The 12,483-nt window shown below is 65.0% G+C and carries 15 protein-coding genes; 7 read left to right on the forward strand and 8 right to left on the reverse strand.

The features are described from left to right. Positions 1-14: 14 nt before the first annotated feature. The gene (locus KU884_RS03115; RefSeq protein ID WP_167781252.1) at positions 15-326 is read right to left on the reverse strand and encodes a PepSY domain-containing protein; all 312 of its coding nucleotides are present in this window, start codon (positions 324-326) and stop codon (positions 15-17) included. A 213-nt stretch (positions 327-539) separates the two neighbouring features. On the opposite strand from KU884_RS03115, the gene KU884_RS03120 reads away from it, so the two are divergent. Continuing rightward, positions 540-965 carry a hypothetical protein gene (locus KU884_RS03120; protein WP_167781253.1) on the forward strand — a complete coding sequence of 142 codons (426 nt, stop codon included), beginning with the start codon at positions 540-542 and terminating at the stop codon, positions 963-965. Positions 966-1,086: 121 nt separating this feature from the next. On the opposite strand, the gene bfr is transcribed toward KU884_RS03120, so the two are convergent. Continuing rightward, on the reverse strand, positions 1,087-1,575 hold the full coding sequence (gene bfr / locus KU884_RS03125; RefSeq protein WP_167781254.1) for a bacterioferritin: 489 nt from the start codon (positions 1,573-1,575) through the stop codon (positions 1,087-1,089). 198 nt (positions 1,576-1,773) lie between these two features. Here bfr and KU884_RS03130 point away from each other — a divergent pair, with 198 nt between their 5' ends. Next, positions 1,774-2,343 carry a cytochrome b gene (locus KU884_RS03130; RefSeq protein WP_167781255.1) on the forward strand — a complete coding sequence of 190 codons (570 nt, stop codon included), beginning with the start codon at positions 1,774-1,776 and terminating at the stop codon, positions 2,341-2,343. Positions 2,344-2,362: 19 nt separating this feature from the next. Beyond that, a complete protein-coding gene (locus KU884_RS03135) occupies positions 2,363-2,944 on the forward strand; it encodes a YceI family protein (RefSeq protein WP_167781256.1) in 582 nt (193 codons plus the stop codon). 123 nt (positions 2,945-3,067) lie between these two features. Here the strand turns inward: KU884_RS03135 and KU884_RS03140 are convergent, their stop codons facing one another. The 5 genes from KU884_RS03140 to KU884_RS03160 form a co-directional block, all read right to left on the reverse strand. After that, entirely contained in the window at positions 3,068-3,829 is a 762-nt protein-coding gene (locus KU884_RS03140) for an ABC transporter permease (protein WP_167781257.1), read from the reverse strand. Continuing rightward, complete coding sequence (locus KU884_RS03145; RefSeq protein ID WP_167781258.1) at positions 3,826-4,839, reverse strand: ABC transporter ATP-binding protein; 1,014 nt, start codon at positions 4,837-4,839, stop codon at positions 3,826-3,828. The genes KU884_RS03140 and KU884_RS03145 overlap by 4 nt, the downstream gene beginning before the upstream one ends. 78 nt (positions 4,840-4,917) lie before the next feature. Beyond that, positions 4,918-5,607, reverse strand: coding sequence for a 5,6-dimethylbenzimidazole synthase (gene bluB / locus KU884_RS03150; RefSeq protein ID WP_167781259.1), 690 nt, complete (start codon positions 5,605-5,607; stop codon positions 4,918-4,920). Positions 5,608-5,657: 50 nt separating this feature from the next. After that, on the reverse strand, positions 5,658-7,082 hold the full coding sequence (locus KU884_RS03155) for a Glu/Leu/Phe/Val dehydrogenase (RefSeq protein WP_217351404.1): 1,425 nt from the start codon (positions 7,080-7,082) through the stop codon (positions 5,658-5,660). 205 nt (positions 7,083-7,287) lie between these two features. Further along, positions 7,288-7,953 carry a cysteine hydrolase family protein gene (locus KU884_RS03160; protein ID WP_167781260.1) on the reverse strand — a complete coding sequence of 222 codons (666 nt, stop codon included), beginning with the start codon at positions 7,951-7,953 and terminating at the stop codon, positions 7,288-7,290. A gap of 201 nt (positions 7,954-8,154) precedes the next feature. Between KU884_RS03160 and KU884_RS03165 the strand changes: the two genes are divergently transcribed. From KU884_RS03165 to KU884_RS03180, 4 genes are all read left to right on the forward strand, one after another. Then, complete coding sequence (locus KU884_RS03165; RefSeq protein WP_167781261.1) at positions 8,155-8,670, forward strand: BLUF domain-containing protein; 516 nt, start codon at positions 8,155-8,157, stop codon at positions 8,668-8,670. A gap of 33 nt (positions 8,671-8,703) precedes the next feature. Beyond that, positions 8,704-9,777, forward strand: coding sequence for a DUF3524 domain-containing protein (locus KU884_RS03170; RefSeq protein ID WP_167781262.1), 1,074 nt, complete (start codon positions 8,704-8,706; stop codon positions 9,775-9,777). After that, complete coding sequence (locus tag KU884_RS03175) at positions 9,777-10,754, forward strand: NADPH:quinone oxidoreductase family protein (protein WP_167781263.1); 978 nt, start codon at positions 9,777-9,779, stop codon at positions 10,752-10,754. The genes KU884_RS03170 and KU884_RS03175 overlap by 1 nt, the downstream gene beginning before the upstream one ends. 150 nt (positions 10,755-10,904) lie before the next feature. Beyond that, the gene (locus KU884_RS03180; protein ID WP_167781264.1) at positions 10,905-11,312 is read left to right on the forward strand and encodes a phasin family protein; all 408 of its coding nucleotides are present in this window, start codon (positions 10,905-10,907) and stop codon (positions 11,310-11,312) included. Positions 11,313-11,416: 104 nt separating this feature from the next. Here KU884_RS03180 and KU884_RS03185 read toward each other — a convergent pair whose 3' ends face one another. After that, positions 11,417-12,475 carry an EAL domain-containing protein gene (locus tag KU884_RS03185; RefSeq protein ID WP_167781265.1) on the reverse strand — a complete coding sequence of 353 codons (1,059 nt, stop codon included), beginning with the start codon at positions 12,473-12,475 and terminating at the stop codon, positions 11,417-11,419. Positions 12,476-12,483: the final 8 nt, after the last annotated feature.

Consider the following 12,483-nt stretch of genomic DNA (forward strand, 5'->3'; position numbering starts at 1 on the left):
CCTCGCTGGTGGCTTCAGTGCCGGACGGCCCCGGACCGTCGATCCACTTCGTAGACGCGCACCTCGCCTTCGCGCACCAGAACCCGGATGCGGAAATAGTCCTCGTTGCGGGTATCCACCCCGAGGATCCGACCGTCGGTGTGTTCGCGCACCTGCTCAATGGCCTGATCACGGCTGAGGCGCGGTTCGTCCCCCAGTACTACGCCGGCCGAGGTTACGGACGCCCCCAGCAGCAGTGCCAGCACAACCGCGCGCGCCGACCGCCGCGAGGAGTGATTCCCGTGGATGCAGAGCAATGACATCGTTCCGGATTGTTCCGTCTTCATGCAGGACACTCGATTGCGAACCGGAAGTGTACCGCAGGCACTTCTCGCTGAAACGGTATCTGTCCCTGCCTGAACGCTCGCTGAACGCGCTGTCGGAGAAGATTCCGGGGTCGCGCAGGATGGGCGATTCCGGGGGGGGCGGTTCGTTCAGCTGCGGTTCAGCTTGCCGGCGGCAGACTGATCCCGAGTTCAGCCAGAAGGGAGCTGTGAACCATGAAGTACCTGATGACCGGATTGCTTGCCCTGTTCCTGATCGCACCCGGCGCCGCGCTGGCGGATCGTCTCAGCGAGAGGGCGCTGCTGGGGGGTGCCATCGGCGGTGGCGTGGGGAGTTACATCGGCGCCGAGATCGGAGGACGTGAAGGCGCCATGATGGGCGGTGCCGTGGGTGGTCTCACGGGTGCAGGCCTGGCCACGCGCGGCCATGATCGCTACCGCGGCGGCCACAAGTACCGCGGTGGCCACAAGTCTCACCGCGGCGGACGGGACCATTACAAGGGCAGATCGCACAAGTCCTACCGCAAGCACCATGGTGGCTACCGGACACCGCACCGTGGCAGTAAGGGGCGTTACACCAGTTCCCGCGGGCGTGGCGGCGGCTTCTGCCCACCGGGGCTGGCCCGCCAGGGACGCTGCTGAGCAGTCACGGCAACTCGTGTCCTGTCCCGGACAGGACACTAAAGGGCCCCGCCGGCTTGTTGCCGCGCGGGGCCCTGGTCGTTCCGGGCGCGGATCCCGCGGAGGGATCCTGGTTCCTGAATTATTCGCCTTCCGCCGGGGCTTCACCCATGGCGGACTGCTCGTAGTTCTGGATGCCGATACGCTCGATGAGATCCAGCTGGGTGTCCAGGAAGTCGTAGTGGCCTTCCTCGTCGGCCAGAAGCTGCCCGAACAGGTCACGGCTGGCGTAGTCCCGCACCTTCTCGCAGTGACCCATGGCTTCCCGGTACAGGGCCAGGGCCTCGGACTCGGCGGCCAGGTCGGACTCGAGGATCTCCTTGACGTTGCCACCCACGCGGACCGTGTCCATGTCCTGCACGTTCGGATTGCCGCCCAGGAACAGGATCCGGCGGATGAACCGGTCGGCGTGCTGCATTTCTTCCCGCGCTTCTTCTTCCTGCTTGCGGGCGAGGGTGTTCAGGCCCCAGTGCTCAAGCAGCCGCGCATTCAGGACGTACTGGTGGACAGCGGTAAGCTCGCTGCGCAGCCCGCGGTTGAGATACTCAATGACCTTGTCGTCACCCTTCATGCTGCCTCCTGGTGGTCCGTGTCTATAGTTACTGTAATTGTCCCTACAAAAGCCTCTGTTGGCTAGTCCGGGGTACGGGCCTCGCCACGGGCGTGCCGGCGGCTCGCCGGAGCGATTGAGTCTGGGCCGGCAATTATCGGTACCATTTAGTACGATAATGGACTATCCTTTATTGGATCGAACGCTGGAGAAAGATCGATGGCCCTGACCAATACCCGAAACGGCTTCGGCCTGGTGGCGATCCTGTTCCACTGGGTTGCCGCCGTGCTTGCCATCGGGCTGTTCGCGTCCGATCTGTGGATGACGGGCCTGGGGTACTACGACCCCTGGTACAACCGTGCGCCGGATCTTCACCGCGCCTTCGGCGTGGTCCTGTTCATCCTGCTGGGGCTGCGGCTGATCTGGCGCCTGGTGAATCCCGCGCCCCGTCCGGAACCAGGGACCCGCCGCTGGGAGCACCTGCTTGCAGTCACGGTGCAATGGAGCATGTACGTGCTGCTGTTCGCCATCATCGTGGCCGGCTATCTCCTGTCCACGGTGGACGGCCGCTCCATCGACGTGTTCGGGCTTTTTCAGGTGCCGTCCTTCTACCGTGCCGGCGACGGCTTCGAGGACCTGGCCGGCGACGTTCACTACTGGCTGGCGATGGTGATCGCCGGCCTGGTGGGTCTCCACACCCTGGGGGCCATGAAGCACCACTTCATCGACCGTAACCGCACCCTGGTGCGGATATTTCGCCCGGTTCGCCGACGCGGATACAACCAATGATCCAACGGAGGCAACACCCATGCGACATCTTCTGACCAGCAGCGCGACCGCCCTGGCCCTTGCCGTGACCATGAGCACCGCCCATGCCGAGCCGGAGCACTACAACCTGGATACCGAACACAGCTTCATCCAGTTCAAGATCAGCCATCTGGGCTTTTCCTGGCTGGTGGGCCGGTTCAACGACTTCGAGGGCGAGTTCACCTACGATCCTGACGAACCCGCCAATTCCGAGGTGAACGTCACCGTGCAGACGCAGAGCATCGACTCCAACCACTCGGAGCGGGACCGTCATCTGCGCGACGACGATTTTCTGGACGTGAGCGAATACCCCGAGGCGCGCTTCGTGTCCACGGATTTCGAACGGACGGGAGAGGGCGAGTACACCCTGAACGGCGAGCTGACCCTGCATGGCACCACACGGCCCATCAGCATCGATGTCACCCACGTGGGCGCCGGCGAGGACCCGTGGGGCGAGTATCGCCGCGGCTTCGAGGGCACCGTGACGCTGACCCGCGCGGACTTCGGCATCGACTACGATCTGGGCGAAGAGGCCGAGGAAGTGGAGATGTATCTCTCGGTGGAAGGTATTCGGCAGGACTGAGGCTGAAGCGACGGTCGTCGGTACTGGAAGGGTCGGCCGCGCATTGGCCGGCCCTTTTTCGTCTCGCGGGATGGCTCGGGCCCTGGCATGAAGCCTCTGCGCAGCATTGACAGATCTGTTCTGTCAGGTCTTTAGTCGGTACCCGGTCTTGAAAATCCACCACACCACGGCGAGGCAGACGGTCAGGAAGGCGCCGATGGTCAGCAGACTGGCCGCGAGGCTGACGTCGGCGATGCCGTAGAAGCTCCAGCGGAAGCCACTGATGAGGTAGACCACCGGGTTGAACAGCGTCACGGTCTGCCACGCAGGGGGCAGCATGTCGATGGCGTAGAAAGTGCCGCCCAGGAAGGCCAGCGGGGTGATGATCAGCAGCGGGATGAACTGCAGCTTCTCGAAGCCGTCCGCCCAGATTCCGATGATGAAACCCAGCAGGCTGAAGGTCACCGCCGTGAGCACCAGGAACACGATCATCCACACCGGGTGAGCGATCTGCAGGTCCACGAACAGGTTGGCCGTGGCGAGGATGATCAGCCCCAGAATGACGGATTTGGTCGCCGCCGCGCCGACGTAGCCCAGCACGATCTCGAAGGATGACACCGGTGCCGACAGCAGCTCGTAGATGGTGCCGTTGAACTTGGGAAAGTAGATGGCGAAGGCGGCGTTGGACACGCTCTGGGTGAGCAACATGAGCATGATCAGCCCGGGCACGATGAATGCGCCGTAGCTTACGCCACCCACCTCGGTGATGTGGGAGCCGATGGCGGCACCGAACACCACGAAGTACAGCGAGGTGGAGAGCACCGGGGAGACCACACTCTGGAACAGCGTCCGCAGGGCGCGGTGCATCTCGTGGGCATAGATGGTACGGACAGCGTAAATGTTCATTGATGACCATCCCGCACCAGGCTGACAAAGATCTCTTCCAGCGAGCTCTGCTGGGTGTGCAGATCGCGGAAATGGATGCCGTGGGCGTCCAGCGCCTGGAGCAGGGCGGGGATGCTGTCGCGGTCGCCCTGGCCATCGTAGGTGTAGATCAGTTCGTGGCCCTCATCGCCGAGGGTGAGCCCGTAGTCCGACAGCGTCTCCGGCACATGCGCCAGCGGCGTTTCCAGATGCAGGGTGAGCTGCTTGCGGCCGAGCTGGCGCATGAGCTCCCGGGTCTCCTCCACCAGCATGATCTGTCCCTGGTTGATCACGCCCACCCGGTCGGCCATTTCCTCGGCCTCCTCGATGTAGTGGGTGGTGAGGATGATGGTGGTGCCGTCGTCCTTGAGCCGCTGGACCAGCTTCCACATGTCGCGGCGCAGTTCCACGTCCACGCCGGCGGTAGGTTCGTCCAGGAACAGGATGCGTGGTTCGTGCACCAGGGCCTTGGCGATCATCAGTCGCCGCTTCATGCCGCCGGACAGGGACATCAGGCGTTCGTCTCGCTTGTCCCAGAGGCTGAGGTCGCGGAGCACCTGTTCCACTTTGGCGGGATTGCGCGGCTTGCCGAACAGCCCCCTGCTGTAGGACACCGAGGCGTGCACCTTGGCGAAGGCGTCGGTGGCCAGCTCCTGGGGTACCAGGCCGAGGCGCTGTCGCGCGGCGCGGAACTCGCGCTCGATGTCGTGGCCGTCCACCAGCACGGTGCCTTCGCTCGCCTTCACCAGACCGCAGATGACACTGATCAGCGTGGTCTTGCCGGCGCCGTTGGGGCCGAGCAGGGCGAAGATCTCGCCGTGGCGGATATCCAGGTTCACATCATGCAGCGCCCGGAATCCGGAGTCGTAGCGCTTGGTGAGTCCCTGGACGCGGATGGCGGAGCCGGTCGCGGCGGCGGCCGACGTCTGCCCGCTGACTCCGGCGTCGGGCTGGCCGGTTTCCCGGAAAAGCAGCTGGGATGGTGTGGTCATGAAGGGAACGATCCGTGCGCTAAAGGCGCGCTGCATAAAGCGCATAGTGTAACTGATCGACAGCCGACTGCGGGACGGTTAGCGCGGGTATTGCCGTCCCCAGATGTCCTCGAATACCAGGTCGTTCAGCGTCCGGCGCTGATCCCAGCCCTCCTGCTCCAGCATGGGGGCGTCGTAGAACTGCTCCACGTGGCCAAGGCAGAGAATGGCGATCGGGCGCCCCCCTTCCGGGATGCCCAGCAGTGTGCGCAGCGTTTCGGGATCGAACAGGGACACCCAGCCCATACCGAGGCCCTCGGCGCGGGCGGCAAGCCACAGGTTCTGGATGCCGCAGGCCACTGAAGCCAGATCCATCTCCGGCAGTGTGCGCCGGCCGAACACGAACCGCTCCCGGTCCGGCATCAGCGAGACCACCAGGACCTCTCCGGCTTCGCGGATGCCCTCCACCTTCAGCCGCATGAACTCGGCTCCGCGCTCGCCCAGGGCGTCAGCGGTGGCCAGGCGTTCCGCCTCCACCAGTTCTCCGAGCCTGCCCCGCAGGCCACGGTCGGTCACGCGGATGAAACGCCATGGCTGCATGTAGCCGACACTGGGGGCGCAGTGCGCGGCCTCCAGCAGGCGGGTGAGGATCGCCGGCGCCACCGGATCCGGCAGGAAGTGGCGCATGTCGCGGCGGCTGCGAATGGCCCGGTACACGGCTTCGATTTCGGGGGACGAGAACGCATGCGGCGTGGCGCCCCCGGATTCATCGCGGGATGATACACTCATGGCCGCGAAGCCTAGCACATCCCTGTGCCGGCCTGCGGCGGGGCGTTTCTTCAGTAGCCGATGTCCCGGTAGGACCGCGAGATTTTCTCGATGGCAATGGCGTAGGCGGCCATGCGGTAGTCGCGGATGCGGTCGTCGCTGCGCCTGCGCTCGATGATCTCCCGGAACGCGAGCCGCATGGTGTCGTCCAGGCCGGAGCGCACCAGGTCGAACTCGTCCGCGCCGCGGGCGATCTCGTTGTGAATCCAGTCGGGCACCTTGGTGTTGGTTGCCATTTCGATGGCGGTGACGATGTGGTTGCCCCGGGCCTCGTGGAAGCGTTTTTCGATACGGCCGAAGCGCACGTGGGCCAGGTTCCGGATCCACTCGAAGTAGGAGACGATGACGCCGCCGGCATTGCAGAAGGCGTCGGGGATGATCTCCACGCCGCGCTGCTGGAGGATGGCGTCGGCCTCGTAGGTCACCGGCCCGTTGGCCGCCTCGGCGATGAGGCGGGTCTTGATCCTCGGCGCATTCTCCTCATGGATGACCCCTTCCAGCGCCGCCGGGATGAGAATGTCGCAGTCCATCTCCAGGATCTGCGCGCCGTTTTCCTCGTATGCGCCGCCGTGGAAGCCCTTGACTCCGCCGTTGGCCTGGATGTGCGTGCGCAGGGCGTCAACATCGATGCCGTCCTGGTTGACCACGGCGCCGTCGCGCTCGATCACCGCGATCACCCGGGCACTGTCATCCCTGGAGAGGAAATGCGCGGCGTGATAGCCCACGTTTCCCAGGCCCTGGACGATGACCCGTTTGCCCTCGAGGCCGCCGCTCAGCCCTGCCCGCTGGACCTCCTCGCCATTGCGGAAGAACTCCCGCAGGGCGTACTGGACGCCGCGCCCGGTGGCCTCGTTGCGCCCGCGGACCCCGCCGTGTTCCACCGGCTTGCCGGTGACCGCGCCGATGTAGTTGATGTCATCGGGGAACAGCTGGCGGTAGGTGTCCACCATCCAGCCCATCTCCCGGGGGCCGGTGCCCATGTCCGGCGCCGGCACGTTCTTGGCCGGGCTGAGGTAGCCCTTCTTGATAAGCTCCCGGGCGAAACGCCGGGTGATGGCCTCCAACTGCTTCCGGGTGTAGTTCCGGGGCTCCAGAATCAAGCCGCCCTTGGAGCCGCCGAAGGGCACGTCGACGATGGCGCACTTGTAGGTCATCAGCGCCGCCAGGGCTTCCACCTCGTCCTGATCCACGTGGGTGGCATAGCGGATGCCGCCCTTGGCCGGCAGGCGGTGGTCGCTATGGGTGGCCCGCCAGCCGGTGAATATTTCGGCACGGCCGTCGATCTCCACCGGGAACGAGACCTGCAGCACCGAGTCGCAGCTCTTGAGCGCATCCCCCATGCCGGGCTCCAGCTGCATTACCTCGATGGCGTGGTCCACCATGTGATCGACACTTTCCCGGAATGACAGGCCGCCCTGTGCGAGTTTCTCCCCCATGATCAGCTCCTTTCTGCTTGTTGGTTGTTGCGATGTGCGGTGCGTTGCCGCGTGGTCGTCGGCGCCCAGTACCTCGGTGACACTATGTTCCGGACAAGGTAGCTCAACGGCGGGATGTCAGCGAGGGACCTGCGTTGGCGTCGACAGCGCGTGAATCACCGAAGCATTCGGCACTGCCTGCGGGGATCAGCGGCGTCGTTGTACTTCAGCTCCCGGACTGCAGTTCCGCGAACACCTCGCGCATTGTCTCCGGCGTGAACTGCATGGTATCCACCCCGGGTGATCGCCAGCTCCGGTAGCGCTCGCCCCGCAGGCGTTTCGCCAGTTCGATAGCGTCGTAGATCTCGATGCCGTAGACCCAGTTGGCCATGATCAGGATGGCCGCCATGTGCGCGCCCTCGTTGGAGGTGGCGCAGATGTCCTTGATCAGATGGATGCGGTAGTCCCGGAAGTAGCCGTCGAAGACGGAGGTCATCAGGCAGCCGTCCGTCACCAGGCCGCCGATGAGCAGGTTCTTCGTCCCCAGGCTGCGCAGGGTCAGATCCAGATTGGTGGCGTAGAAACTACTCCAGCGCTGCTTGTCGATCACGATGTCCCCGGGCTGCGGGGCGATGGCGTCGATGATGTCCACGTCCGCGGTGTCCGCGGCATAGAGCTGCGGGCGTCCGTCGGCATTCAGCGGTTCGTCGAGGGACAAGCCGACACCGTCGGCGCGGTTGATCTGCCGGGTGTAAATCACAGGGATGCCGATTGCGCGGGCGCAATCGAGCAGGTGGCTGGTGTTGTCGACCACGGCGTCCACGCCCCGGACGCCGAAGTCGCTCTCCTTCTGAAGATCGATGAGAACCAGTGCAGTGTCGGACAATTCCATGGGTAGCTCCGGTGGCCGCTCATGCTGGCATCCCTCCCGGCTGTCAGCGGAACGTGGGCGGGAGGCGCGACGGCGCGCAGTCTAACGTGAAATCTGCCCCGTTTCCCCGAAATGGGGTGTCCGGAGCCGGCTTGCGAAGCCGTGTCGGTTTGCGCATGCTCCGGAGTTTCCGCGTGAACAAACAGACAAGAGGCAGCATTCATGGGTGAAGACCTGGTACGGCTGAACTATGCGAGCACGGCAACGTTCGAACCCAATGAAGCCGGTGGGATCGAGGTGGAGGTGGCACGCATTCTCGCCCAATCGCGGAAGAACAATAAGGCCAAGGCGGTCGGCGGCGTCCTGCATTACGGCAACGGCTACTTCTTCCAGGCCCTGGAAGGCGAGCGAGGGGTCGTCAATGACCTCTACAAGACCATCTCGTCGGATCCCCGGCACCGAGACGTGCAGATTCTCTCCGTGAACCCCGTTCAGGAGCGGCTGTTCGCCGACTGGTCGATGAAATACGTCCCCATTGAGGAGCAGATCAAGGGACTTCTTGATCGCCACCGCATCGAGTTCAATCCCTACCGCTTCGATGACGCCTTCATTCGGGAATTCCTTGAGTTGTGCGTCTACGGTCAGGATCCCACGACGCGACTTGAGCAGGAGGCCGAGCGGGACGCCGCAGAAGGTCGCGACCAGCGGCCCTGGTGGAAACGGTTGCTGGGATTGTAGGGCCATGCCGCCGCCATGGACCCCGCCGGCGCCATGACATTGCCCACCGTCTGGCTGCTGTCGGCCTACCGGGCGGACAGTCACGCCGCCTGGGCGGACTGGCTCACCGCTGAAGTGACAGCAGTGGACTGGGTGGTGCGGGAGTTGCCCGGCCGTCATTTCCGCTGGCGGATTCGTGGCAACCCACTGTCCTGGCTGGATGAGCTCCCTGAACTGGTGCCCGCGCGTATCCTTGCCACCTCCATGGTGGATATCGCCACGCTCAAGGGGCTCCATCCGCGGTTGGCCCGCGTTCCCGTGGACTACTACTTCCACGAAAACCAGTTCGCCTACCCGGTGAGCGCGCAGCAGGTGCGTTCGGTGGAGCCGCAAATCGTCCAACTCTACGGTGCGCTGGCCGCGGACCGGCTGCTGTTCAACTCCGTGTTCAATCGCGACTCCTTTCTGGAGGGCGTGGATGAGCTGCTGCGCCGCATGCCGGACGCCGTCCCGCGAGGCGTGCGCCGGCGTCTCGCCCCGCGCTGTGATGTGCTGCCGGTGCCCGTGCAGGCGGTGCCCCCTGCCCGCGAGCGCGATCCCCGGCTGATCCTGTGGAACCACCGCTGGGAGTACGACAAGGCGCCGGAGGTGTTCGCCGACGCCCTGGTGCGACTGCATGACTCCGGCCGCGACTTCCGACTGGCCCTGCTGGGGCGCCGACCGCCGCGGGAAACGCCGGCCGCACTGACGCGCATCCGCGAGATGATGCCGGAGCGCATCATCGCCGATGGTCGGGTGGATGACGCCCGCTATCGTGCGCTGGTGGGCGGTGCGGGCGTCGTCGTGAGCTCGGCGATCCACGAGTTCCAGGGTCTGTCCGTGCTGGAGGCGTGCAGTGCCGGGGCGCGGCCGCTGGTACCGGATGCCCTGTGCTATCCGGAGCAGTACCCGGGACACTACCGCTACCCGCCGGGGGATGCCCGGGCGCTGGCCGACCGGCTCGCCGGCTGGCTGGACGGCGGTCTGCCGGAGCCGGTGGACGTTTCTGCCTGGCTGGCAACGGCCGTGGCTCCCCGCTGGCGGAGCCTGTTCTCACCTGATGTCGTAACTGACGAGGATCTGTCGTGATGTATCGCGCGATGCGCTGTACGGCGTTGACGGGGCCCGCCGCCCTGTCCCTGGAGCAAGTGGAGGAAGCAGCGCCGGGCCCTGGTGAAGTCCGGGTGCAGGTGCGGGCCATTGGCGTGAACTATCCGGACCTGCTCATGACCCGCGGTGCCTATCAACTGCGCCTGGAGCCGCCCTTCACCCCCGGCATGGAGGTGGCAGGGGAAATCGCCGAGACAGGGCCCGGCGTGCAGGACTGGTCCCCCGGTGACCGGGTGATCGCGCTGCTGCGCCACGGAGGCTATGCCGAGCAGGTGGTAGTACCGGAGGACGCCCTGATTCCGTTGCCGACCCCGTTCGGCTTCGACGAAGGCGCCACCTTCCACGTGGCGACGCGCACGGCTTATCACGCCCTGGTGGATCGGGGTCGTCTGCAGTCCGGCGAGACGCTGCTGGTGCTGGGCAGTACAGGAGGCGTCGGTCTGACTGCCGTGGAGATCGGTCGGCTCCAGGGGGCGCGGGTGATCGCCGTGGGTTCCAGCGACGAGCGGCTCGCCGTCGCACGGCAGCGGGGTGCCGACGCGGTGGTGAACTACCGGGAGCAGGACCTGGTGGATGCCGTGAAGTCGGTCACCGACGGTGCTGGTGTCGACGTGGTCTATGACCCCATCGGCGGTGAGCTCTCCCGTGCCAGCACCCGTTTGCTTCGCTGGAGTGGCCGGCTGCTGGTCGTGGGGTTCGCCAGCGGCGAGATCGCCGATTATCCCGCCAACCATGCGCTGCTCAAGGGTTACAGCATTGTCGGCGTGCGCGCCGGCGAAGGAGCCCGGCGTGACCCTGCCCAGGCGCAGCGCGGCCGCGAGGCCATGCTTGCCTGGGCGGAGCAGGGCCATCTGCGACCCCATATCTGTCGTGCATACCCCCTGGGGCAGGCCGCCGACGCGCTGAGATCCCTGGAATCGCGAGGCGTGGTTGGGCGCGTCGCGCTGCGTCCCTGACGTTTGGTTTGACCGGGCTCTCGAGCACGTGTCGGAGGAGTTGTGCATCGAGATGTTGCAATGCACCAAATCATGATATATGATGCACCGCAACAAGGTTGGAGAAGGGCTCCACGCCTTGGTCAATCAACGCATCGACGGAGGTGCACTATGACGAATCCGACCATCAATCAGTTCAACGAACAGTTCGACAAGCTCTTCGGCGGCCCGGCCCGCGCTTTTGCCGAGCTGAGCGTCAATCACCTGGACTCCCTGGTCTCCACGCAGATGGACGCTGCCAAGGCCTACACCGATCTCGGCATCCGCCAGGTCCGCACCGCGCTGGACATCCGCGAACCGCAGGACGTGCAGAAGTACGTCCAGGGTCAGCAGGAAGTCGCCAAGGAGCTTGGTGATCGCGTGAAGGGCGACGCCGAGAAGGTAGTGGCGCTGAACCAGAAGTTTGCCGAAGAGGCGCAGAAGCTGTCCCAGCAGAACGCCCAGGGCGTGCAGAAGGCGGCCACCAGCAAGACTGGCGGCTCCAAGAGCACCGGCAAGCAGGCCGCCCAGGCCAAGTAAGACGGGCTTTGTCCGCGGCGCAGCGCCGCGGGTTGAGAGAAAACGCCGGCCCTCGGGCCGGCGTTTTTGTTCATGGTATCTGCCGGATGACCGGTGCCGGAGCGCTAACCCGGTCGTGGCGGCTCGGCAGCGGGGCGGGCGAAATAGAATCCCTGGACGTAGTCCACGTGGTGCCTGCGCAGCCACTCCCAGTCCTCCCGGGTCTCGATGCCCTCCGCGATCACCGCGACTTCCAGTTCCCGCGCCATGTCGATCAGCCGTGAAGTGATGGATGCCCGGTAGCTGTCGTGGCTGACACCGTCCACCATGCCGCGGTCCAGCTTCACGAAGTCCGGTCGGATGCTCTGCATCAGGTTGAGGGATCCGTAGCCCGCGCCGAGGTCGTCCAGGGCCACGCGGAAACCGTGGCGGCGATATTCCCGCAGAATCCCCTCCAGATGGCCGGGATCCTCGACCAGATCCGTCTCCACGACCTCGAAGACATATCGTGATGGCGAAGAGCCGTGGCGCTCCACCTCATCAAAGGTGGTCTGCAGGCAGAACACCGGATCGTAGACCGAGGTGGGGTTGAAGTTGATGAACACGTTCTCCTGGATCCCGTTCTCGGCGGCCTGCCGGATGGCCGCGATGCGCGCCGCCCGGTCCAGATGGAACATCAGGTCGCTGGCTCGGGCTGCCGGAAACAACTGTCCGGGACTGATTATGCCCCCATCGCGTCCAATGCCCCGTGCCAGGCACTCGTAGGCGAAGATGTCGTGACCGGACTCGGCGTGGAGAATCGGCTGGAAATGCATCTTCAGGCGGTCCTCGCTGAGCAAATCGCCGAGCCAGCGGTTTTCCTGCCGGGCGATCAGAACGGCGAGTGGCACCGTGCTGCCCAGGTGCTGCACGCCGAATTCCTCGCGTTCCGAGAGCAGCAGTGCCGGGCAGTTGGACTGCTCCGGCCGTGACAGCATCCAGGAGAGGTCATCCAGGGCCGCCTCGGCATGTGCTTCGCTGAGCTTCAGGTAGAACACGTTGTCGTCCAGGAACTCGACTACCCAGCCCCGATCCCGGAGCTGTCGGATGGCTGTGGCCCGCGTGTGCGCCAGCTTAGGCGCCAGATACAGGCGACTGGTATTGCTTTCGATGGTTGGGACGACTTCACAGCCGGGACATGCCATTCGTACAC

Source organism: Aquisalimonas sp. 2447 (assembly GCF_012044895.1).
Taxonomy (GTDB): Bacteria; Pseudomonadota; Gammaproteobacteria; order Nitrococcales; family Aquisalimonadaceae; genus Aquisalimonas.